General features: G+C 53.0%; 14 protein-coding genes and 1 tRNA gene. 5 read left to right on the top strand and 10 right to left on the bottom strand.

Going from position 1 to position 24,509, the window contains the following annotated elements; translation table 11 throughout:
- Positions 1-30 precede the first annotated feature (30 nt).
- Positions 31-3,177: a methyl-accepting chemotaxis protein gene (locus J5Y17_RS19180; protein ID WP_255571908.1), complete on the bottom strand. Its 3,147-nt coding sequence runs from the start codon at positions 3,175-3,177 to the stop codon at positions 31-33.
- A 906-nt stretch (positions 3,178-4,083) separates the two neighbouring features.
- On the opposite strand from J5Y17_RS19180, the gene J5Y17_RS06270 reads away from it, so the two are divergent.
- Positions 4,084-5,361: a hypothetical protein gene (locus J5Y17_RS06270; protein WP_219784371.1), complete on the top strand. Its 1,278-nt coding sequence runs from the start codon at positions 4,084-4,086 to the stop codon at positions 5,359-5,361.
- Between the two features lie 758 nt (positions 5,362-6,119).
- Here J5Y17_RS06270 and J5Y17_RS06275 read toward each other — a convergent pair.
- Both J5Y17_RS06275 and J5Y17_RS06280 read right to left on the bottom strand, forming a co-directional pair.
- On the bottom strand, positions 6,120-7,424 hold the full coding sequence (locus J5Y17_RS06275) for a hypothetical protein (RefSeq protein ID WP_219784372.1): 1,305 nt from the start codon (positions 7,422-7,424) through the stop codon (positions 6,120-6,122).
- A 274-nt stretch (positions 7,425-7,698) separates the two neighbouring features.
- Positions 7,699-8,715, bottom strand: coding sequence for a hypothetical protein (locus tag J5Y17_RS06280; RefSeq protein ID WP_219784373.1), 1,017 nt, complete (start codon positions 8,713-8,715; stop codon positions 7,699-7,701).
- 581 nt (positions 8,716-9,296) lie between these two features.
- Between J5Y17_RS06280 and J5Y17_RS06285 the strand changes: the two genes are divergently transcribed.
- Complete coding sequence (locus J5Y17_RS06285; protein ID WP_219784374.1) at positions 9,297-9,839, top strand: recombinase family protein; 543 nt, start codon at positions 9,297-9,299, stop codon at positions 9,837-9,839.
- Positions 9,840-10,039: 200 nt separating this feature from the next.
- Here J5Y17_RS06285 and J5Y17_RS06290 read toward each other — a convergent pair whose 3' ends face one another.
- Together J5Y17_RS06290 and J5Y17_RS06295 are read right to left on the bottom strand one after the other, a co-directional pair.
- Positions 10,040-11,029: a HEPN domain-containing protein gene (locus J5Y17_RS06290; protein WP_219784375.1), complete on the bottom strand. Its 990-nt coding sequence runs from the start codon at positions 11,027-11,029 to the stop codon at positions 10,040-10,042.
- A 236-nt stretch (positions 11,030-11,265) separates the two neighbouring features.
- Positions 11,266-14,568, bottom strand: a complete 3,303-nt coding sequence (locus J5Y17_RS06295) for a hypothetical protein (RefSeq protein ID WP_219784376.1) — start codon at positions 14,566-14,568, stop codon at positions 11,266-11,268.
- Positions 14,569-15,166: 598 nt separating this feature from the next.
- Between J5Y17_RS06295 and J5Y17_RS06300 the strand changes: the two genes are divergently transcribed.
- Complete coding sequence (locus tag J5Y17_RS06300; RefSeq protein ID WP_219784377.1) at positions 15,167-16,177, top strand: site-specific integrase; 1,011 nt, start codon at positions 15,167-15,169, stop codon at positions 16,175-16,177.
- A gap of 102 nt (positions 16,178-16,279) precedes the next feature.
- Here the strand turns inward: J5Y17_RS06300 and J5Y17_RS06305 are convergent.
- From J5Y17_RS06305 to tgt, 4 genes are all read right to left on the bottom strand, one after another.
- Positions 16,280-16,354, bottom strand: a tRNA-Val gene (locus J5Y17_RS06305).
- A gap of 81 nt (positions 16,355-16,435) precedes the next feature.
- On the bottom strand, positions 16,436-16,723 hold the full coding sequence (locus tag J5Y17_RS06310; protein WP_219784378.1) for an HU family DNA-binding protein: 288 nt from the start codon (positions 16,721-16,723) through the stop codon (positions 16,436-16,438).
- A 421-nt stretch (positions 16,724-17,144) separates the two neighbouring features.
- Positions 17,145-19,550, bottom strand: coding sequence for an endopeptidase La (lon, locus tag J5Y17_RS06315; protein WP_219784379.1), 2,406 nt, complete (start codon positions 19,548-19,550; stop codon positions 17,145-17,147).
- A 344-nt stretch (positions 19,551-19,894) separates the two neighbouring features.
- Positions 19,895-21,040 (bottom strand): tRNA guanosine(34) transglycosylase Tgt, encoded by a 1,146-nt coding sequence (tgt, locus tag J5Y17_RS06320; RefSeq protein WP_219784380.1) that lies wholly within the window; start codon positions 21,038-21,040, stop codon positions 19,895-19,897.
- A gap of 106 nt (positions 21,041-21,146) precedes the next feature.
- On the opposite strand from tgt, the gene J5Y17_RS06325 reads away from it, so the two are divergent.
- Together J5Y17_RS06325 and J5Y17_RS06330 are read left to right on the top strand one after the other, a co-directional pair.
- A complete protein-coding gene (locus tag J5Y17_RS06325) occupies positions 21,147-22,061 on the top strand; it encodes a diacylglycerol kinase family protein (RefSeq protein ID WP_219784381.1) in 915 nt (304 codons plus the stop codon).
- Entirely contained in the window at positions 22,058-22,849 is a 792-nt protein-coding gene (locus J5Y17_RS06330) for a metallophosphoesterase (protein WP_219784382.1), read from the top strand. Before J5Y17_RS06325 ends, J5Y17_RS06330 begins: the two co-directional genes overlap by 4 nt.
- 53 nt (positions 22,850-22,902) lie before the next feature.
- Here the strand turns inward: J5Y17_RS06330 and J5Y17_RS06335 are convergent, their stop codons facing one another.
- Positions 22,903-24,264, bottom strand: coding sequence for a nucleobase:cation symporter-2 family protein (locus tag J5Y17_RS06335; protein WP_219784383.1), 1,362 nt, complete (start codon positions 24,262-24,264; stop codon positions 22,903-22,905).
- Positions 24,265-24,509: the final 245 nt, after the last annotated feature.

Genomic DNA, 24,509 nt, shown 5'->3' on the forward strand with positions numbered 1-24,509 from the left:
TGGAGCAATGGCTGTTGCATCAGCCTCCTCTCAGAAATCTTCCCAGTCATCCTCTGCCGCAAACGGGACATCTGGCGAAGCATTCACCGCCATTTTTACGGATTCTTGGATTTCGCGCTTTGTCGCGCTTGTCATCATCGGAGCGTTTGGTGTCTGCAAAGCCGGCTTGCGGGCGTCTTCCCGCTCCAGCTTTGCCACTGAGACATTCACCGTTGCCCCCTGAACCGCACCGATCGAAAATCTCGAGGTCGTAACAGTCAGGTTCTCCGCTTCACGCGTCAAGGCATGGCTGGCTGCCGTAGTCTGCTCAAACATGGCGGCGTTTTGTTGTGTGACCTGATCCAGCTGGTTGACGGCTGCATTGATCTCAGCAAGTCCAGACGACTGCTCACGGGCAGAAACAGCGATTTCAGAGACATTGTGAGAAATCTCGGACACTGACCCGACGATGCCACGCAAGGCTTCCCCTGTTTCGCCAACAAGGCTCACACCACGTTTCACGAGTGTCCCCGATTTCGAAATCAAATCATTGATTTCGCGGGCCGCCTCAGAGGAACGCTGGGCAAGAGCACGCACTTCCGACGCTACAACGGCAAAACCACGCCCCGCCTCACCCGCTCGCGCGGCTTCGACTCCGGCGTTCAGAGCGAGCAAATTGGTCTGAAAGGCAATATCGTCGATCACCGAGGTAATCTTGGAAATTTGGATCGACGACGTCTCAATTTGGCTCATGGCCTCAACGGCTTCTTGAACAACCTTCCCGGAGGCTTCTGCATTCGCCTTTGCCGTCTCGACCATTTCAGAGGCTTGATTGGCGCCGTCCGCGGCGGAGCGGACCGAGGAGGTCAATTGGTCCAAAGCCGTTGCGGTTTCTTCTAGTGTCGCGGCCTGCTTTTCCGTACGGCGCGAGAGATCATCCGCAGCATTGGAGATTTCCGAAGCTTCACCTCTAATCATATCCGCGTTCTCGACGACATTTCTCATTGCAGACAACAGGTTTTCGATAGCCTGATTGAAATCTACACGAAGTGTTTCGTATTCGTCCGAAAACGCGACTTCAATGCGCGAGGTAAGGTCACCCGAGGCGAGTTTCTTCAATCCAACACGCAGACCATCAACAACACAATCCTGCTCGACCTTCATGCGCTCCCGTTCCGCCTCGGCGGCGACAAGAGTTGCTTGGTTCTCGGTGATATCTGTCCCAAGAAGAATGATGCGAAAAGGGCGCCCTGACGCATCTTTCACTGGGCTGAACGTACCTTCCAGCAGCGACGTGTTGCCTTCTTTGTCCAAAAGCTTAAAGCGACCGAGGATGCTTTCACCGCGTCCGAGACGATCCCAAATGGCACCGCGCTCCTGTGCAAGTCTCGGATCGAAAACAAAAAGTTCATCGTAGCGTTTCCCGACAAGTTCCTTTTTGTCCACCCCAAGCATTTCAGAAAAGTTCGCGTTGGCCTTCAGCAAATGGCCGTCTACACCGAACTCAACTTTCGCTTGATGACTGTCCAGTGCCGTGATCACGGCTTCGTTGGTTCGAATAGCTGTGACGTCTTTCCACTCCATGACGCAACCGATCTGGATCCCATCGGGATCTAAGACGGCGTTGACGTCCAACGCAAAATGCACGCTCCCCACTTTCATGTCGGTTGAGAAGGGCATGTTGCTAGTGTCGGAGAGAATTCCACGGATTCGTTCTGGGTCACGATGGAAGATATCGATATTTTTGCCAACGATTTCTTCCGCATTGAAGCTGCCGAACATTTCACGAAAGTCTTTTTCGCGATCTTTCAAAAGATGATAGACGGCGGAATTCATGTAGGTGATGTTGAAATCCTGATCGATCATCATCAGCGCAGCAGATGAACCTTCGAATGCGGCGCCTTTGAAAAGACCATCGCGCGTCGCCTGCTCTGCACGCCCTAAAGCATGACGAAAATCATCGAGCGCATGTGCGATTTGACCGATCTCATCACGACGCTCAGTTCCGGGAACTGCGACAGAGTAATTTCCGTCCGATACCGCTCGCATCGCACCCTCCACTCGCGTCAAGGGACGCGAGATCGCACGGGCGATAAGGAAGGCGACGAGCGCAACGATGGCTGTCATGACAATGCCTTGCCACAACATGGTGTTGGCGAGTTCGGTGGCAGGTTCGAGAATTTCCTCGATGCTTTGCTCCACGACAAGGCCCCAGATCGCGCCGTGATAATGGATCGGAAAGAACGCCGCGAGGTGCTCGTGAATGTGCCCTGTGCCCTCTTCAGCCTCCGTCTCACGCAGAACGCCAGGTTCGCCTGATATGGCCTTCTTTGCAGACTCTGTCGTGACTTCGACGGTCAACACCTCGTTTTCCGCGCCGTGAATACGATCAGAGCGCAGTTTCAGGTCCTGACCGACAAGATAAGCGTCACCGCTTCGTCCCAAACCCGTCCCACGGGTCGTGATCGCATCGATCTTGTCGATCGGCATTTGGAAGGCAATGACACCTCGAATGCTCCCACTCCGATCAAAAACCGGGGCACCGATGAAGGCAGCCGGCGCGCCATGCGAGGGCCCATAGCTTTCGAAATCAGCAAAATAGACATCACTCTGCGCCCCTGCGAGGGACTGACGGAGAACATGACCGAGGCCGCTTTCCGCGTATTCGCCCTCAAGGAAATTCGTCGCGTAGTCTTGCTCCTTGAAAACCGAGTAAATCAAATCGCCTTCGAGAGAGAAGACGAACACATCATAATAGCCTTTTTCGTCCACAAGTTTGCGGAAATAGCTATGGTAGAGTTTGTGCACCTGGCTGTAGGCAGACCCATCGAGTGCATAATCCAGATCGTCTTTGCTGCCGATCTCGTTGGGATTGTCGTCAATATACCACTTCTTCAGATAGTCTGTTTTGTCGGTCTCGATCATGTCCCAGGCTTCGCCAAAACCGCGAAGGGCTGAAAGCACCGTCGGGTTTTCCGCCTGACTGCGCAGGTCGATATCAACACTCTCAAGCCAGCTTTCCAATTCGAGCGAGCGCGCTTCCGCGACAGTCATCAAGGCCTCTTCCGCCTCGACGAGCAAGGAGAACGATGCATTTCGATAAGAAACCAAATTTGAGATTGCGATGGTCACGACCGTCAAGCCAATCATGATCACGGGCAGTTTCTTTGCCAGTTTAATCCTGCTAAAAAAGTTCATTTTTTCTCCTGGCGTCACGGTCAAGTCGCAGCCCAAACAAAGAGGTTCGAGCTGTGATCTGAAATCGGGTCCAAAACCCGGCACGCATTGATCCATGCCGCCAAGGGATGAAGATTCGTTTAAATTGGCCCGAATTGCTCAGCAGGAGTTGCCCGCATTAATTAAAATTTGAAGATGCCACGCACGCGAGCCCCGCGAAGAACCGCAAAAAATGTTTTCTGAGCCTATGCCACTTCAGAAAAGGTGACAGCGCAAACCACCTTCAAAGCTCGAAAAATGAAAAAGGCGCCTCCGAAGAGACGCCTTTAGAAACTGAATGGTGGGTGATGAGAGATTTGAACTCCTGACATCTTCGATTTGTATATTTGGGGTATGTTTTTGGACGTTTAGGAAGCCCTTACGACCAGAAATCAATAACTTAGCGAAAGCTAGTTGAGTACCCACTATACCCCTCATACTACATGTAGTGCTGCAAATCTGCGGCAGTCCCGTTTTACGTTGGACTAATCCAAGGAAAAAAATAGCGCCTCTGGCACAAACTTGGCACACAGAAATAAACGACCCAATTGGCGTTCAGATATCTTATTTTGAACGCCATAGACCCACACACAGCCAACATCTTGGGGCACGAGAAACAGACGATCTCCGATGGCTTGTACTCTGGAGAGGCTTCCTTCAAAGTAACGCCAGACGCAGTCGAGAGACAGGACTATCCGATCATGAGCTAAGCCGTTTCATCACATTAAAGACTGACGGGTCTTCACCATTAGCAATGCGCACCGGCGGCCTCTTTGAGGCTCCGCCTACGCCCTACCGTGGGGCACCACGCATCATCTAATGACGAGAAATGTGATGAGAAATACCACGATCATTGACCGGCCCTGCGGCACCGGCAAGACGACCCAGATGATTGAGACACTCGACCCCAATCAGAACTATTTTATCTGCACCCCACTGCTGTCGGAATGCGCTCGCATCCAAGCGACCGCGAAAATTGCGATACAGCAGCCAGAAATCATCGATGACGTTCAAGGGCACGAAACCAAGAAGGAGCATCTAATCCAGCTTCTAAGGGAGCGGAAAAGTGTCGTCACAACCCATGCAATGTTCGATCAACTTACGGACGTTGCGAATGCAGGTCTGCTCGAAGGGTACAACATAATCATCGATGAAGTTTTGTCCGTCGTTGATGATGGGTATCGCGTCAAGGAAAAGACTTGGGAAGAACTCTACGTCGGGGCTGGCTATGTCGAAATCGATCCGACGTCAGGTTTGATTACCCCTACGGCAAAATGGGAAGCCGACGTCGAACAAATCGATGACGCGCTCAAGAGACCAATCTTCAACGCAGCGGGAGCAGAACGCCTCTACCACGTGAACAACGGCATTAACCTTGCGGTAATGCCGGAGGCGCTGTTGAGGGCAGGCAAATCTCTGACCGTCTACACATACAAGGCTAAGGGCTCACTCATGTTGGCCTACCTAAACCGACTTCGGATGACACCAAGCCACGACAAGGGAAGCCCAAAGATTGAGTTAGATTTCCTTCGGGACACAAGAAAACTGATCACTGTGCGGGATATCCCCTCGCTAAGCGGGCTCAAGCTCAGCTACTCAGGGCAGACCTCAACCGCTGCCAAAGCCTTGAACGACAAAGTCAGCAGGGCCCTAAAGTCTCTCCGCCAAAACGCGCTTAGAGACATTCCCCTTGAGAACATCTTGATCACCTGCCCAAAGGAAAAATGGTTCTACCAAGGCAAGGCTCCAATACGAAACCAAGAAGGAGTCGAACAGACCAAGTTTCTTCCCGGCCCTTATGCAAAGGCGAGCCGCCTTGCTCCCACAGGCTACAATAAGAGGCGCGCCATATGGCTCCCCAACACGACCCGAGGAACGAACGACTACAGGCACTGCACTCATGCAATCTACCTCTATGACCAGTACCTCAACCCGAACATCCACCGGTGGATAGGAGGAAACTCCATAATCTCCCAAGATGACTATGCACTGACAGAACTCATCCAATGGGTATGGAGAACACAGATCAGAGATAAAAAACCGATCACTTTGTACCTCCCTTCAAAGCGAATGAGGGAGTTGTTCCTTAGCTGGCTTTGGGAGGGGGATATCCCGACCGAAGTAAAGGCACAGGCAAAAGGCAAGCATCGAAAGGCCGTGCCATAAAATCGGCACACATACCACTTACCATTTGATAATACAGGGATTTTCAAACAACCCCTAATAGAAATGAACTGTAGGGTCTTCCATAAATGTCTTCAACTCAAAGAGACGAAACTTAGAAGGCCCTCTTCTTTATCATTCATAGAAACAATCACTGCTTTGTAATGATATGGAAGCGCCTCATGGTTCGAAGTTAAAGTTTCGCCCTTAACCGTTCCATGAGCATCCCATAGTCGTAACAAAATAGAGCTACTTAGCTGCGAACATCTTCAAAAAGGCCACTTCTATTCCGCTCCTTGAGAACATAAACCGCAAAGAACTGGAACAAGAAAGTACCCACCCTTGGAAATACCCCAGCTCTAAGAAGTATCCCAAGGGACCAACTAAATTGTGGTGATTTCTAATAAGTAAATTAAACACCATAGCGTATACGGGGCGGTTTGGCGGCCCTAAGGAACATACAAAAGGCCTTATAGTCTCCCTCAGACAACCTAAAGAAAAAGCCTTAAAGTCTCAGTTAAAAAACGTTTCATTCATATATAGCGTCTTCTTACATGGTTCTGAGCCATTGCTCGCATCATCTCAACGAAATGGATATTCCACTACGAATAAAATATTGTTGCTTATTGTGCAGAGACGATCGTATCAAATGGCTATGCCATCATGGGCATCGGGCGGGAAGCAATCTCTCGTTGCAAGTCCCTACATCAAAAGGTTCGCCACCAAAGCTGACATTTTACCTCGAAGAAGCAATTTATCGACTACTTGAATGGTGAAATCGCAGGGTCAGGCGCAAACGTAACTTGCATCTCGCTGTCGTCCCTTTCCTCTGAACGGCTTATAGTTATATCAGAGATCAAGTTCCCATTTGCCAATTCATAGGCACACTTCTGCCTCAGACTGTCACCTCCATAAGTCTGCATGAAATCGTCAAAAGAGATTTCCCCAGCAAACAATCGTTGGAAGCTCTTCGCGGATACTGTCACGCTTCGAATACCCATCTTGATCTCTTTTATACCTCCGTTCCCAAATTCGGATTTTGCGCAGTTCATGTAAGCGTTATGAGGACTGAGCATCGGCTCGGGCATAGATTTTAGCCTTTGATCCAAAACCGCCTTCACATCAACAAGCGCCTGTTTCCGATCAGACTGCCCCTCAATCCACTCTGGACGACTGAATGTCTTCCAAACACTAATTAGATCGTATTGGCCATAAACGTTGCGCTTGGCTTCGACTGACATGGTCGCGACCATGTCGACACCTTTGTTCCTGCGGAGAAAATCTTGGACTATATCCGACAGCACAATGCTGCCATCAATACCCTTTTTTGACATCACCGAGCACCCGCCGTCACATAAAACAATAAGGCGCATAGCATCAGCGGGTACGGCCTTTAGTTGATCAGCTTTATCTTTCAACGCTTTCCAAACTGGGTTGGAGTTTGTCGTATGCGCCTCAACATAGGATGCGTGACCGAAGGTCGAATGTCCTGTTCGTTCTTTGAAGGTAATCTCCACGTGATAGTCTTCGGTTTTGAAAACCTTTTTAGTCCCAAAATCATTTCGCCTGAGACGTTCTTGGATGTACGGCTCAAGCGACCATTTGCTAAATTCAACCAGAGACTGCCCTTTTGGCAATCTTAGAACAGTCTTGCGCCGAGCATGCTTCCCTTCGGAAAACCCTGGCACGTAAACGTCAAACTGAGAGACATCCGATCCGTGCTTCTGGGCGACGCGTCCAACTTCTGTCATCAGACGGTCAATCGGATTTTTTTTGTGATATCCTCTGTCGGAAATACATCGCACATCGCCGACGACTTCGATGCCACTGCCTGGAAGCAGGAATCGGAAGTCGGGTTTACGACCATCATCCAGTGGAACCTCGTGGGCAAAATCAGGCAAACCAACGAATGCACTAAGAACCACAGCCTCCCACATCGCAGGTAGGCGACCATCATCAAGTTTATTGAGTCTCGTGACCAAATCAGTCGTTTGATCACGCGTCAGTCCGTTTCGAACTTCATTGATGGCCGATTGAATGAACCGGCGGCTAAAAATAAAAGACACGGCAACTCTTCTTTCAAATATTCATCGGTGTTTGATCAACCTCGAGCGCTACATGTAAGATACCTACTTACTACCGATACCTTCTGTGAGAAATTGCTAGCAGATTTGTATGCGTTCCAAGCGTCTAACTTAGCCGTATTCGATCAGATGCCTCGAATGGCAGCAGCGTAGGGTGAGGCAGGAGCATCAGCGCAGCAGGACGAATGTCAACTCTCGGCCGCAAACAGACAAAGTATCACGAGAACGCCCCAAAACGGCTGACACTAACACAAGGCTATATACTGGGCCCAACGACGCGAGTTGGCAAAGCCCTATCTGGAGATTGTCCACGCTTGTGCTGTCGAACGCGCACCACTTTTCCGTTCGAATACCGTCTCTCATGTTCAGCCACCCAATGCTCTGTCGGCGCAGCACGGCTTGCTGCCTGTCCCGCCTCAAATCGACGCCTTGCCTTTTGCTCAGTCAGGTGTCGCTCGGCTGCCGGGCCAATTCGAACGGTGACGTGGGACTTTAGCGTTTCCGTCATCCAAGTCTTACCAAATTTCCTTGCGGTCTTGGCCTGAGAGCTCGTTAGGCTTGCAACCTCTTCGGACAATAGATCGTCTTCACGTGCTGCAAGAGCTGCAAAGAGCATAAATCCAACTACCATTTCGTAGGTTAGGTGCCCTTTGTGTTCCTTGAAATGTTCCCTCACAGAAGATTCATTTGGAAGAAAACCTGCCCGCATAAGTCCTGCGATTACAGTCCTTTGGGGAGTCCAACGGACGTTGCCAAAGTCAGGACGGCCATCCTCTGCCTTTGATATCTCTAGGGCAAAAGGCGCGTCTTGGAATAGGGCGTCAGTTATTGAGGAAAAAAGACGGACGGTTAGCTTTTCTGGCGACCTATTATCAAAGAGGAATCCTCGTTGGTGGCGGTTGCTCAGGTCTACTTCACTTTGCGTTGATAGTCCTCGCCTAGCCCGATCTTCCCACAGTTTGCGGTCGTCGTATTCGACCCATATGAGATCACGCGGAAAGTCGACATCACGGACATAGTTTTGAATGAAAGACTCTGGTCGGTTCTCCCATGGCATGCCTTGAACATCCATTCTCAGGGAGTCGAGATAATTCGCCGCATTGTGGTCTAGCAAATAGATTTTTGCCGAGGAGAGGTCACCAAGAACATTTCGCCAGTGCTGACGGGTCTCCTCAGGCGAGACCAACTTTCCATCAGGTCCACGCATGTTCACAGGCTGCCCGTTTTCGAGATGGTGACCGAACTTTAGGGCGATGGTTTTGTACAGGATCATTGCGTGTTCTCAAACATATAGAAGCTACACAGATTTGGATCGAAAAGCTGTGACCCGATCAAATTCGCCAAATATTGCGAAGGTAAAACACATCGCTATCACGGCTCTATTCTCCGCTGCATTTGATTTCCAACGCAACCGAGAAATCACGGATGTGGGAATCTTCTTGGAAGAAAATCCAGACGCTGCGTACTGCTGGAAGTGGGCGTCATGACTCAGAGCATGTCGCATGCGCAATCCAATTTGGGCTTATTGGCAACCTTAATGATATGCGTGGGGCAATTGGCTGACAATACGCTCTGTCCGTTAGACAACCGACGCCTCCTATGACCAACAACAATAAGAACAATAATAACCCCCTCTTTTTGAAGTCGCTTTCTGCATCCCCCCAGCCCTTCAGAACTCAAACCCAAAAATGCCCCCTTGTTTTCAAGGCCCTTCGCAGTCTGCCAATAGACCGTGCCCCTATGGCGTGTCGGTTTTGTGGCGGAATGGCCTGAATATGGAGTGGGTTTCGACTTTTGGCAGACACCCTGCCCCCGCTCCTAAGATTTCATTGGCAGACATAGGAGGGCAGACACATGCTCATCGGATACGCTCGTACATCGACACTAGAACAGAAGGCAGGCCTAGAGGCTCAGAGAGAGTCCCTAACGGCCATTGGATGCGAAAGGCTCTGGGAGGAGCAAACAAGCTCTGTGGGCCTCAGGGACGCCCTCAGGGCCGCTCTGGACTACGCGCGAGAGGGAGACACCATTGTCGTTACAAAGCTGGACCGTTTGGCCCGCTCTGTGCGGCACCTTGGAGAAATCGTAGAGGAACTGGAGGCGAAGAACGTAGGGCTACGAATTTTGAACTTGGGCTTGGACACCACCAATGCCACAGGGAAGCTCATGCTCAACCTTTTAGGGTCTGTAGCACAGTTCGAACGAGAGATGATGCTGGAGCGGCAACGTGAAGGCATCCGAAAGGCGAAGCAGGAAGGCAAGTACCGAGGGAGGAAACCCACAGCCCGCCTTAAGGTCCAAGAGGCCCAACGCCTACTGGCTCAGGGTATGACCAAGAGGGACATCGCCAAGGAGATCGGGGTTTCGGAGAGGTCCGTGTATCGGATTCTGGAGTGATCCCAAAAGGTGACTTGAGGCGGTCCAAAGAGTTGGGCCGCCAGACCTTTAAGCAGTTGGAGCGTTGAGAAGACCTTTTCGGACCTGAGCCAACCTTCGAGCGAGGCGTAGCGGATGGCCGGTCCCTGCCCAAAGCGGTCCACCGTCCTAGCTCACTTTTCTGCACCAAATTGGCCTAGGATGCACTCTTAGTCGAGCGATTATCCCTTTAGGTCTGTTATCAGTTGAGGTTCTCGAAGGGACTGCTTCAAGATGCGTCGCACAAGGGTTCTCAAAAAGCTATCAATACCGGTTTCCCGATCAGGGCCCTTCTCTATTCCTAGACTTTTAGCTAACGCATTTTCCGTAGTCGTCGAGCTGTTCCCATGCGCGAGGTCACTACGATAACTATACATATTTGAAATGAACTTCGATGGCTGCGTACCGTCTTTTCCTATCAGCCCAATCGGTTCGCTCGCTGGAAGACGATTTTCGATGAGGATCAAATTCCTCTTAAGTTGTCTGGAAATGCTATCTGCACTTTCGCTTGATTTTGGTGAGTGACTTAGCAAACCTTCGATAATCGAAAAATAGCCGAGCACCTTCATATCAGACCGTGGAAGTCTCCCTAGACTCAAAAAACGCTCGAGGGCTAACGAAATCGATCTAAAGCGGCCCTCATCCAAGCTCGCTCTTAGGTCCAAACATTCCTTCAACTCGCTAAAATCAATACTTTTCGGCCTGTTATCAAAATCCACTAGCTTGAAAGTCGGATAAGGCACTGAAGAAGATGATCGAAAACCACGGAAGCTTCCCATCTCCATCCCCCAATGCTCAACAGTCAGCTCCGCATTGGAAATTCTCAGTGCCTCAGTAACCATGTGGGTCTGGAGTGTGGCGTTGCTGCTGGGCCTCACCACACAGTACCGCCACTCATCGGGGGACGAAATTTGATTTATAGTAAAACCATTCCCATCCTCAGAGGGGACAAAATTACACTCTTGCGGCGTTTTGGGGAAGTCATTCGAGCTTAGAAGACTATTAATTCTATTGACATAATCCCTGCAGGCTAATTGCTCATCCTGTGACGCTTTACTAAAGACCCAACCTTGTCCAATGTCGACTTCAACTAAATGTTCGGCAGCTACGTCTTCGAGCACTATGCCAAAAGCTACCCCATTCAGACCATTACTCAATTGATTTTTTGACATCGTTTTCTCTCACAACAAAAACCGGGAGATCAACCCTACAGGTACTTAGAGGATACACTGTTGCTAACGTGCTCCTAACTGCAGTTCTAGAATTTAGAGGCAGAAATCCATTCTTCGCCCTTCGCGTAGCTTTGAAAGTGCACATTCTTCGTATAGCAGCCGTTCGCTGCGCCTGCTCGACTTAGTACGTGTCAAATATGCCACCTTTGGATTAATGATTTCTCAATGTCTTGAGTTCACCGGTCGCGTTTCTTCTGCCACTCAATCAACTCTAGTATCGGCGCATTCTCCTGACCTTGTGGGATGATTGGATCTATGTTTGGGGAAACAGCCATGCCATCAGGATCATTGAGTCCGACGGTCCAAGCTTCCCTGATCACAACTTCGCGTTTCAGAATCGAAAGATCAAAGTGGAAGTCAGGTGGCCTTCCATCGTCGAATAGGGTCACCGGCACCAAGGCATATCTCTGAGATGCCGCGAATGCTCTGCCAAAATTCTCTAGGTTTCGTGGGTCCGGGTTCTCCATGGTCTTCATCTTCGAGGTCACAAAGATGCGATCAAGCTCCTTGAATTGCGCTTTGTCGATATTTGAACTCACAGCCAACGTGTAGGCGTTGGGGTTCGACTTTTCGACTCCGGTTAGTATCACAATGCGAATTTTCTCATTTGAATCCTCCCGCCCGATGTCGGAAATCCAGTTCTCAAAGATGCGTCGTCCGGCTTCGCCGTTTCCAAATAGAAGACCCAAGAAGGGTGGTGTATTCGGTAGGTCAGGCTGAAGAGCAACTCCTACCCCCTCCCAACCAGCCTCTTGCCACAGTTCAATATCCACCATTGACAGGGTCTGGTAAGCGCCGTGCTTAAGAGGTGTGTCTTCAAGAAAATCTTCGGGTGGCGCGCCTTCCCCAAATTTCATCTCCTCCTTATTCTTCTGCTGTCGGAGAGACATTATTGACTGCAAAGCAAGGTTGCAGGGTGGATCAGCAACTATTTCATAGCTCTCGCCCCCACCCGTCCAGTCAGTCAGGGATGGGGAGCTGCAGTCATCGAAAACATTTGATGAACTCGCCAAGACATCGGCGAACATAAGCGAACGAGGTAAACCCTCCTCTGATCCGGTAACGACATCCAAGAACGCTTTAGTGTCTTTCGGAAACAAAATTTTGGGCAGTATGTTCACCAGCGAATATACGAAGAAGTCACGTAACTTGTCTGTTCTAAGGCCGCCTAACGGAAATCTCTCCGGCCATATCACTACTGTGGCTAACTCGCTTCCCGATCCAAGGCGAAGTTCCAATCCCTGTTCATTTGGGCAAGCTTCGCCTTCGGACGCCAATTGGAAACGCATCTTTGCTCGTTCCCTCGTGCCTATCGCCTGATGAGAAAGGCTGGTGGCGAGAAAAGCTTCGAGGAAGCCTATATAGCTTTCGCCAATTCTCACGCACCAAGGATTGTGCTGGCACACAATTTCCCATCGCGTTCCCAACAACCGAGATATCAGGCTCACGCTCTTGCCTCCAAACGTGTCAATACGTTGAGGCAAACTATCTTGCGCAGGCTGATCCCACAGCCTCTTCATCATCTCCCAAATCTCTGTGTCACTTTCAGAATCTGGGACGTATTCGTGCTGCCGAAGGTAATCAGGACCTCCAAAAGCGAACAATAGAGCTAGCGAACAAGCAATCAGACCATTCTGCTCAAAGAAATCCACTAGACCTGTGAACTCGTTCAACTGGCTAGCATCCGCCTTCAGCAGGAGCATTGCCAGTACCCCGCCCTTCAACTGGTAGTCTTCCTGAAATCCTTCATCTTCTTCATCAAGGCCTGTTTGCCTTAAGGTCGAGATTTGCAATTCCAGACACCACAGCGCATGTGGGATGCGTCCTGTTGAGATTTCCCCCCAGAACATTTTTTCCAGCAACATGGGCAACAACGGATCGATTTCTCTGGTTTCGCCGAAGTCTTGGATCAGGATCGAAAGTGCTGACATGTGGTTAGCGTATGCAGCCCAAAACAAGTCCATTGAGCTGTAAGCTGAAGCCAACGCTGCGAGGCAGCGAACCATGCGCTCCTTTTTCTCTGCCTTAATTAACTTCGGTAACGCTCGCCCCAGAAGGTCGATGCCAGAGATGACCTTGTCAGCGCGAAGTTTGTCTATGCCGCGATTGAAGAGCTTATCTGCAACGGCCACATCGCTATGCCGTTCTTGGTAAACAGGGAGCACTTGCTCGAATACCTCATCGTAAACCTCCAATTCGCCAAAGGGTGTGCCAAGTACCTCAAAGTACTCATATGCCCGATTGAATTCGAAGCCTCCGAGATGCTGTGACCCCACCAACAAGTCGCCAAAATCTCTCAGTAGCTTGTCTCGCTGGATTTCGTCGGCAGCATGTTGGACAATCTGCATCCCCAACATAAGCCATTTTGAGTTTGCTGCGTTGTTTGGCCTATCCGTGTCACTGGAAAGCCCTTCCATGTGATGGATCAGGCGATTTGCCCTATCGACCAGCTTAGTTTCTTTCAAGGAAAGCGCTTCAGAAATGACCGCAGTGTGCAGGGTCTGCCAAAGGTTGATTGCCCTCTCTATGTCCGACGAATTTCTGCTACCAAGGGAGAATGCCTCGATTTCATCATAGACGCCAAGCAGGACATCAAAATCATCGTGCCAGTACACCGCAGTCCACGCCTTTTGATACAATGCACTGGCGATCTGACGTTCTGTTCCATGCTCCCTAGCAAGCCGTATGGCACGTTCATGCCGACCTTCCGTAATGTGCCGGTCAAGCTCGAGTTCCCTTGAAATAATCGCTGCTGAGATGCAATCCTCAACAAGTTGATATTCAACTCCCTGATATCTGCCCGTGTCAGAGATTTGGTTTTCGAGCTCGTCCAAAGCTTCCTGTTTGGAAAGATCGTTAGGACCAATCTTCTTCGAAGCCGTGAAGTTCGACAGATTCAGTGCCTGAGCAGCAATATCCTCGTTGCCCTTTTCAATGATCGCTTCCATCAGCCAAGTACGGTCAAGAATTCGGACCTCGAACCCATGCTCCTTTGAAAGCTCGTCCTGAAATTTCGACTTGGATTTGTCACTAATGAATTGATTGGAAACAAAATACGCTACTCTATAGCCGCGACCGGTGGATGCGATGGAAGCCATGTCTGAACGAAGCTTGCCTTGCCACTGCTTCTTTGCGCTTACGGCAAACCCCCAGCGCTCGTTCGCTGCTTCCGCGTTTCCCTCGTACCAACGAGACGAAATATCCTCGTGAACAGGATATGTCTCGGTATCAACTTTGCTGTCGCCACCGCCAGTCGGCCCAGTCTGAGGTATGAGGTTAGGGCAGATCAGTCGTTCAGCGAGACGCCTCGCGAGATGTTCGAATTGCTTTTCTTCACTGCGGCTTGTTATGCTTTCCAGCTTGTACTCAAGAAAGCCTGCATCCAATTCGATGTTCTCTTCGACGCGCGAGTCTGAAAACTGTTCCGGACGTCGCCCCCGCATAAACTCAGAGGGTGTCGGGAAATCATCTTTTGACAACGTACTACTCACATTTCTTGATTTTGCATTGAGAGTGCCCCCTCAACCACACCGTGTCCAGATGGTGTTTATATCTCGTGAAACCTAAATGGGTGAGATTGACGCTTAGGGTGGGAGTAGTTCCGACAAGAATGACTGCTTTCCAAGGTTCACATTTGGATTTCGTCCCCGTAGCGAATGTCCGCAACCCACCCATTTCATCAAATCTCTCAGTAGTCCGAATGGCAGCATGGAGCTCCAACCTCTAATTTCCACTTATGGTTGTGCAACACAAACTCCGAGCAGCCTATCCAAGTCCCTGAACGCCTCTTTGAAGCAAGCCTCGAGGCAAGCCGATATTAACCGAAGTGGGTCGCAAAAAATTCGACGTCCCTAACTCATTGAAGCTGCTGGGCTACATAGATTTTAGACCGCCATCTGTTCCCCCTCCTGTGACAGTTTTGTGGAGCAATAGCCCCATACTGGAGCAGTGAAGCCGCATCAAAGGCTGCACCGCTCTTAAAATCAAATTCCCCGAACATCACGAAGCCCATCCGCCTCATTGCGTTTAGCAATCGGGCTGCAAAGACGTGCTCGGGGCTTTCTACGGAGATATCCAATGAAACTCTATAAACGTACCGGGTCCCCCTATTGGTGGTACTCATTCACGGCGAACGGCAAGCGCTATCGGGGTTCAACCAAGCGGCAACTCGCAGATCAGCAAGGGGCCAAACGCTTTTTGTCAGAGAAATACAATAACGCCCTTAATAATAGCCAGTTTGGCGAAAAGGCTGAAATCACTCTGGAAGACGCTTTCTGGGTAACCCTTAGCGAAGTTTCAGGCCAAACCAAACGGCTCTACACCTCGGCCTCAAATCACCTCTTCGACTTCTTTGGCAAAGAGAAGCTGCTGTCGTCACTTACAGACATCGACATTGAGCAGTACGTGTCAGAGCGCAAACGACTGAGAAAGAAGGCGAACACGATCCGAGGGGAACTCAAGGCCCTCTTTCGCGCTGCAAACCGAGTGGCAAAAACCCATAAAACCAATCGAGATTTGGAAATGCCAAAACTCAAAGGCTTCGTAAAAACACGCTACCTCACCGACGCCGAGGAAGCCAAAATCGTCACTCGCCTCAGTACAGAGAACACCATCACAGACCAGAAAGCCCTAAACCTCTTTTTGGTCCTGATCGATACTGGGATGCGCCTACGAGAAGCCACTAACTTAGCTTGGGAAGACATCGACACGAAGCGCTCTACAATCGAGGTCTACCGCCCCAAGACTGAGAGCCTCTCCCTAGTCCCAATAACCCAGCGGGTCCTCAAGGTGTTCGAAGCCCTAAAGGGTCAAGAGCAGCCCTTCGAGAAGATGGAATGGGCAATTAAGCACCTGAACAGAGTGATCGATGGTGTCTGCAACAACAGCCCTCAGAAGACCGCTCAGCGGGGCAAAGCAACCATACACTCCTTGAGAGACACTTATGCGACACGCCTGCGAAAAAGGGGAATGCCCTTAAGCGACATTGCTGTCCTCCTAGGACACACTACAGCGGCAATGTCAGCGAAGTATGCCCATCTTGAGAGTAGTGATGTTCTTGAAACCGCTCGATCACTATTAGAAGGGTGATTCAGACGATAACCGGCAAGGCTCTGACACAAATCTGGCACACAAAAAATGCCAAACTAACGAGCCTTGCCAAAACACATTGATCTAGAAGGGAAAATTTAATGGTGGGTGATAAGAGATTTGAACTCCTGACATCTTCGATGTGAACGAAGCGCTCTACCACTGAGCTAATCACCCGCCGTGGCGCGGTGTTTAGCCTTTGCCCAAACCCTATGCAAGAGGTTTTTCCGAGAAAATTCCGCTTTCCTCGAAACCCTCTCAAGCCTCGTGGTCGACATCGCTCTCAGAGGAGGTCTCCGCCTTGGCATCCCCCTCAAGCATCGTCTTGGGGCGACGCAATTTGGCGACCACGATATGCGCGCCAGAGCCCTCACGCACACGGTTGACACTCATTTTACCGAGCGGCGGCAGGTTCAATTCTTCTTCGCGTTGAAGGGCGTCGCCCAGCTCTTTCAATGTTGCCTCAATGACCTTCTTCGCCTCCGACCGCTTGACACCGGAGGCCTCGCACACCTTTGCGATCAGGTCTTTTTTCTTCAGGGCCATCACCAAGCTCGTTGCTGGGGCTTCGACTGGTGCGGGTTCAGTCGAGGCTGGCACAGTTTTCTTTAACGTTTTTATCTTTTTGGCTGTCGAAGTCACAGAAATAGTCCTTGTTGATGTATCAGTCGATTGCGCAGACCGCTTCATGGCCTTTAGCGCGAGATACGCTGTCTTACTTTCGCTTCTTAAGAAGAAACTGTTGTCCGCGCTGCTATAAAACTCTCTTGGGCATTGTAGCACTTACGGAAACCTTAGCGCCCGCAGCCCCTGGGTTGCAACGGCCAAATACATGTTTCGTGACATGAAGTTGCCCGTAAAAGACACGCCTAAACCACAGCCGTGAAACGAAAAAACCACATCATCCAAAATAACAAAAGCCGACCCGAAGGCCGGCTTTCGCAAAGTCATTGTTTCCAGATCAGGATCAATGCGCGACTGCGCCTTGCCCTTCACCGGTCGAAGAAATCTTGGCCAGACGCGCGGCCTCTTCCGCGGCATCGTCCCATTCAATCGGCTCAGGCTGACGCACCAGCGCGTGTTTGAGCACCTCGGACACATGCGTCACGGGGATGATTTCCAGCCCCTCTTTGACGTTGTCCGGGATGTCCGCCAGATCCTTGACGTTCTCCTCAGGGATAAGCACGGTTTTGATCCCCCCTCGCAGCGCAGCGAGGAGTTTTTCTTTGAGACCACCGATGGCCGTCGCATTGCCACGCAAGGACACCTCACCCGTCATGGCAATGTCTTTGCGCACCGGGATTTGCGTCAGAACGGAGACAATGGTGGTGACCATCGCCAGACCCGCGGAGGGCCCGTCCTTCGGCGTCGCGCCGTCCGGCACGTGGACGTGGATGTCCATCGTATCGAACAGCGGCGGCTTTACCCCGATCGAGGGCGCAATCGAGCGCACATAGGAGCTGGCCGCATCGATGGATTCCTTCATCACATCGCCCAGTTTCCCAGTGGTCTTCATCCGGCCTTTACCCGGCAGTTTCAGCGCCTCAATCTGCAACAGATCGCCACCGACCGAAGTGTAGGCCAATCCGGTCACAACGCCGATCTGATCCTCTTTCTCGGCCAGACCATAGCGGAACTTTTTGACCCCCAAGAACTCTTCGAGGTTCTCCGGCGTGACCTGCACGCTGTCGACCTCTTTCTTGATGATCTTCGTCACCGCCTTGCGGGCGATCTTGGCGAATTCACGCTCCAGATTCCGCACGCCAGCCTCACGGGTGTAGTAGCGGATCACATCCATGATCGCCCCATCCGTGACAGAGAATTCCTTAGCTTTTAGGCCGTGGTTTTTTACCTGTTTCGGCAGCAAATGCTGTTTCGCGATCTCGGCCTTTTCCTCTTCGGTGTAGCCCGAGAGCGGAATGATCTCCATCCGGTCGAGAAGCGGCCCCGGCATGTTGTAACTGTTCGACGTGGTCAGGAACATCACGTTGGAGAGATCGTATTCGACCTCCATATAGTGATCCACGAACGTGGAGTTCTGTTCCGGATCAAGCACTTCGAGCATAGCCGAGGCAGGGTCGCCACGGAAGTCCTGCCCCATTTTGTCGATCTCGTCGAGCAAGATGAGCGGGTTCGTCGTCTTCGCCTTTTTCAAGGCTTGGATGATTTTTCCCGGCATGGAGCCGATATAGGTCCGACGGTGACCGCGAATCTCGGACTCGTCGCGCACGCCACCCAGCGAGATGCGAATGAACTCGCGCCCCGTGGCCTTGGCGACCGATTTGCCCAAAGATGTCTTACCCACGCCCGGCGGGCCGACGAGGCACATGATCGGGCCTTTCAGCTTTTTCGAGCGCTGCTGCACCGCGAGATATTCGACGATGCGTTCCTTGACCTTTTCAAGCCCGTAGTGATCGGCGTCGAGGATCTCCTCGGCACGGCCGAGGTCCTTTTTCACGCGCGATTTCGTGCCCCACGGGATAGACAACATCCAGTCGAGATAGTTGCGCACCACCGTGGCCTCCGCCGACATCGGCGACATGTTCTTGAGCTTCTTGAGCTCGGCCTCGGCCTTCTCGGCGGCCTCTTTCGACAGTTTAGTCGCGGCGATTTTATCTTCGAGCTCGGCGATCTCGCCGGCCCCATCGTCGCCATCGCCCAATTCCTTCTGAATGGCCTTCATCTGCTCATTCAGATAGTATTCGCGCTGGGTGCGCTCCATCTGGGATTTGACGCGGGTTTTGATCTTTTTCTCGACCTGCAACACGGACATTTCGCCTTGCATTAGGCCATAGACCGCCTCAAGGCGCTCATCGACCGCCAGCGTTTCCAGAAGCTTCTGTTTCTGTTCGACTTCAACGCCCAGATGCCCCGCCACGAGATCGGCAAGCTTCGCCGGTTCGCGCGTCTCGGAGACGGCGACCATTGCTTCCTCGGGGACGTTCTTTTTCACCTTAGCGTAATGTTCGAACTCTTCGCGCACGGAACGCAAGAGCGCCGCCACGGCTTCCGCATCGCCTTCGCTTTCTTCAAGCGGGGCAATTTCGGCCTCGAAATGGCTGTCGTTGTCGAGAAAGCGGGTCAGTTTCACCCGGCTCTCGCCCTCGACCAGAACTTTGACGGTGCCGTCGGGAAGCTTCAGAAGTTGCAGCACATTGGCCAGCACGCCGACACGGTAGATGCCGTCTGTGTCCGGGTCATCCACGGCCGGATCGATCTGGGCGGACAACAGAATCTGCTTGTCCTGCGCCATGACCTCTTCGAGCGCTTTCACGGATTTTTCGCGTCCCACAAAGAGCGGCACGACCATATGTGGAAACACCACAATGTCGCGCAGCGGCAGAACGGGATAGGATTGGAGTTGCTCGTGCATTGTCATTCCTTATCTTGGCAAAAGAGCCGGGCCCCAAAGCGGCAGCCATACGCTCTTTCCTGTCTTGGTAACAATATCTGGGGGCCTGCCCCCGTGATTTCAACCAAGTCAAGTTGCGGCTGATATTCAGTTTGCCCCTCATCTTAGGGTCTCGCAAGGGCAGAATTGCCCCGAAAGCGCGGGTTTTCCTCATTAAAAAGCGCAAAAACGCTCTTAAAACCCGGCATTTTACAGAAAAAGCAAGAAAATGGAGGGGTTATCGACAACCCCGATCTATGCCTCTTTTTCCCGCACCTGAGTTCACAGGAGATCAAGATGCTGTGGACAATTTAAGGCGAAGAACCTCAAAGCGGCTCAATATCGCCCTCAGCGCGTTTCGCATGGAAGTCGGCTTCCCATTGCACAAACGTTCCTGCCGCAATCGCATCGCGCATGCCTTGCATGATTTCCTGAAAATAATGCAGGTTGTGCCAGGTCAAAAGCATGCCGGAGATCATCTCCTGGCTGCGGAAGACATGGTGCAGATAGGCGCGCGAATAATGGCTGCACGCCGGGCATGTGCACTGTTCATCCAGCGGACGCGGATCATCGGCGTGACGCGCGTTCTTGATGTTCACCTGACCGCGACGGGTCCAGGCCTGGCCTGTGCGCCCCGAACGCGAGGGCAGCACGCAATCCATCATGTCGATGCCACGTTTCACGGCGCCGACGATGTCATCGGGTTTGCCCACGCCCATCAGATAGCGCGGCTTGTCCGTCGGCAACATATCGGGCGCGAAATCGAGCGTGGCGAACATGGCCTCCTGCCCCTCGCCCACGGCCAACCCGCCAAGTGCGTAGCCATCGAACCCGATCTCTTTCAAAGCCTCAGCGCTCTCTTCGCGGAAATCCTGTTCCAGCCCACCTTGCTGAATGCCGAACAGCGCATGCCCCGGACGGTCGCCAAACGCGTCCTTGGACCGCGCCGCCCACCGCATCGACAGCCGCATCGACTCCGCGATCCGGTCGCGATCCGCCGGAAGCGCGGGGCATTCGTCGAAACACATCACAATGTCGGAGCCAAGGAGCTTTTGAATCTCCATCGATCGCTCCGGCGTCAGCTCATGTTTGGAGCCATCGACATGCGAGCGAAAGGTCACGCCCCTTTCCGTCAGCTTGCGCAGATCGGCGAGGCTCATGACCTGAAACCCGCCGCTGTCCGTCAGAATGGGCCGTTCCCAATTCATGAACTTGTGCAGCCCGCCAAGACGCGCGATCCGTTCCGCCGTCGGGCGCAGCATCAGGTGATAGGTGTTGCCCAAAAGGATGTCGGCGCCGGTCGCGCGCACGCTCTCGGGCATCATCGCCTTGACGGTCGCCGCCGTGCCCACAGGCATGAAGGCTGGCGTGCGGATCTCGCCCCGCGGCGTCGAGATCACGCCGGTGCGCGCCTTGCCGTCGGTGGCGTTCAAGGAAAAGGAGAATCGTTCGGGCGTGGTGTTCTGGGTCATGGCGGAGGCTTTAGCGCCAAAAGCGCTTTCAGGCCAGATGCAACCATTCCGCGCCTCGGGCGTTGAAACGGGAACCCGACGCTTATCCAGCTGCTTTGGAGACCCCATGCGCGCCGTCATTTTTGCCAATCGCCACTCCGGCACCAACTCTCAGGACGCAGAGGCCCTTGATCGCGCCTGCGCCGCCTTTGGTGCAGACTGTGAAGTGATCACCCTCGATCCCCACACCGATCTGAACGACCTGATCGACCACAAAATCAACGAAGGCGCCGAGGCGATCATATCGGCGGGCGGCGACGGGACGGCCATGGCGATTGCAAATGCCATGCTGGGCCGTGATGTGCCGATGGGCGTCTTGCCGATGGGCACCTTCAACTATTTCACCCGTGGACTTGGGCTCTCAGAAGTGCCCGAAGAGGCCGCCGCCCAGCTCCGCGATGGCGTGACCCATGACATTCGCATCGGACAGGTCAATGGCCGCGCCTTTCTCAACAACGCCTCTCTGGGCGTCTACCCCGCAATCCTGAAAAAGCGCGAGGCGATTTACGACCGTTGGGGACGGCATCGCGTGGTCGCCTATTGGTCCGTGATCAAGACGATCCTTCAGACCCAGCATCGGATGAAATTGTCGATCACAGCGGATGGCACAACGCATGAGGTAAAGACGCCTCTCGTCTTCATTGCGCGCTCTGCCTATCAGCTGGAGGTCTTCGGTCTTGATGGCGCTGCGACCATCTCGGAGGACGGGTTTGCGACCTTTGTCATCCATGCCCGCTCGCGCCTCGACCTCTTGCGCCTCGCCGTGACACTGGCGGCGCGCAAAATGCCGCCGCGACAGGATTTTACTCTCATTCGCGCGCAGGAACTGTCGATCGAACATCAGGGCAAGGCGCAGCCCCCCTTTCTGACCGCTTTCGACGGTGAAAAGGCGCGGTTGTCGGCGCCTCTGACCCTGTCGATGAGCGAGGCATCTTTGCGCATTCTCACGCCCAAAAGCTCGGAGAAAGACATCGCCGCATGACCCGACTAATCCACCTGTCCGATCTGCATTTTGGCCGCACCGATCCGGCGCTGGCCGGGCCTCTTTTGCGCACAATCTCCCGACAAGAGCCGACATTGGTGGTCATTTCCGGCGATTTCACCCAGCGCGCCCGACGCGGCCAGTTCGAGAAAGCGAAGGCCTTCGTCGAGGCCATAGACGCGCCTGTTCTCTCGGTGCCCGGCAATCACGATACACCTTTGGACAATCTCTTTATGCGTTGGCTCGCCCCCTTCGCACGCTACAAACGAGCGATTTCAAACGATCTGGAACCCACGTTCGAGACACCCGAGCTGCAGGTCGTCGGCGTCAACACGGTGAACCCCTTTGCTTGGCAAAGCGGCAAATTTTCAGAGCGGCATCTCACTCGGATGATGGAGCATTTCGGAACAGATGAAGGCCGATTGCGTGTCGCCGTGCTGCACCATCCGCTGGAACAGCCGCCGACATTGGACAAACCGAAAACCCGAGGCGCCAAGGCAGCACTCACCGCGCTCTCGGCGGCAGGCGCAGATCTGGTGCTGTCGGGGCATTTGCACAGCGCGCAGGCCATACCCTTTACGCAAGTTCCCGGCGTTTTGTTCGTTCAGGCAGGCACAGCGCTCTCGACCCGCACACGCGGCACGCCCAACACCTTTAACCAGATCGACCTGAAACGGGACGGCGCGCTGTCCGTGACTGTTTGGAGCGCGATGGAAGGGAATGGCTTTCTGCCCGGCCCGCCACGGACCTATGTGCGGGGCGGAACGGGCTGGGTGATTAGACCCTAATGCTGGCGAAATGCAGGATTCTCACCCTGCCCCGCCCTCGGCTGTGAGACGGATTACTCCGCCGCCTCAATGGTTGCTTTGGCGTCCTCTGGGATCGCCAGCGACAGGATGATCGCCGAGAGACCCGCGATGGTGATCGGCGCGGCAAAGACCTGTTTAAGGAAGGTCGGCAGGTTCTGCGTCGCGTCGGGCACCAGTGTGACCCCAAGGGCGAGGCCAAAGGACACCGCCATGATGTAAACCCGGCGCAGGGTCATTTCCTCGGACGCCAGAATCCGAATGCCCGCGACGGCGATGGTCGAGAAGAGCACCAAGGTCGCGCCGCCCAGAACCGGTTTCGGAATGATCAGAAAGAAGGTGCCGATCACCGGGAACAGCCCCATAAGCACCAGAAAGCCGCCCATATACATGCCGACATGCCGCGAGGCGACGCCGGTCATCTGGATCACACCGTTGTTTTGCGAGAACGTGGTGTTGGGGAACGTATTGAACACGGCGGCCAGCGCCGAATTGACGCCATCGCCCAGAACGCCGCCCTTGATGCGTTTCATATAGACCGGGCCTTCGACCGGCTCGCCGGAAATTACGGAGTTGGCGGTCAGATCGCCCGAGGTCTCAATGGCGGTGACGAGATACAGAAAGGCCAGCGGAATGAAGAGGCCGAAGTCGAAATCAAAACCGTATTTGAACGGCACAGGCATCGCGAAGAGCTGCGCGGAGCTGAGCATGCCGAAATTCACCAGACCGAAAAAGCTCGCCACAATCGTCCCGACAATGAGCCCGATCATGATGGCGGAGATGCGCAGCATCGGCTTGCCGATGAAAGTCATGACCAAGATGATCGCGACCACCAAAGTGCCGAGGAGCAAGTAGAGCGGCTTGCCAAGGTCCTCACCTGCACGCGCGCCACCTGCGAAATCGGTGAAGCCAGCCTTGATCAGCGACAGACCGATGACGGTGATCACGATGCCGGTCACCGTCGGCGTGATGATGCGTTTCAGCTTGTCGAGGAACTGCGAGAGAATGATTTCCACCAAGGACCCTACGAGGCACAGCCCGAAAATCATTGCCAGAATGTCTTCCTCGCTGCCGCCCCGGCCTTTGACTGCAAAGCCCGCCGCAAGAATGGCGCCGAGAAAGGCAAAAGACGTCCCCTGCAGAGACAAGAGCCCGGACCCCACGGGGCCGATGGTCTTACACTGGATAAAGGTCGCCACACCTGAGACGAAAAACGCCATGGCGATGAGATAAGGGATATAGGCCCCAAGCTCCAAAGCCCCCCCGATAATCAGCGATGGCGTGGCGATGCCGACGATGGAGGCCAACACGTGCTGGATCGCGGCCAGCGCGGCCTTGGGTGGCGGCGGCGCGTCGTTCAATTTGTAGACCAGTGGCATAAACTCTTCTTGGCTCATTCTATCTTCCCCTGAAGTGATCTCCCGGATTCAAGTTCGATTGCCTTGTCCGGGTCTTTTGTCCCTGCCCCAAGCCTGCGGCGGTGCGCATTGTAACAAAAGCTTTACCTAAGTGCCCTGTGCCGGCTGCGGCGCGCATCGGGCGCAAATCGCCCAAGAAACATGCAGTTTTCGCGGCTTCGCCCCGGCAGAGGACAAGAAATAACCACCTGACCTACGAGACGGGATAGCGGCAATCCGCTGTT

The sequence above is a fragment of the Celeribacter sp. PS-C1 genome, from assembly GCF_019429625.1.
GTDB lineage: Bacteria > Pseudomonadota > Alphaproteobacteria > Rhodobacterales > Rhodobacteraceae > Celeribacter.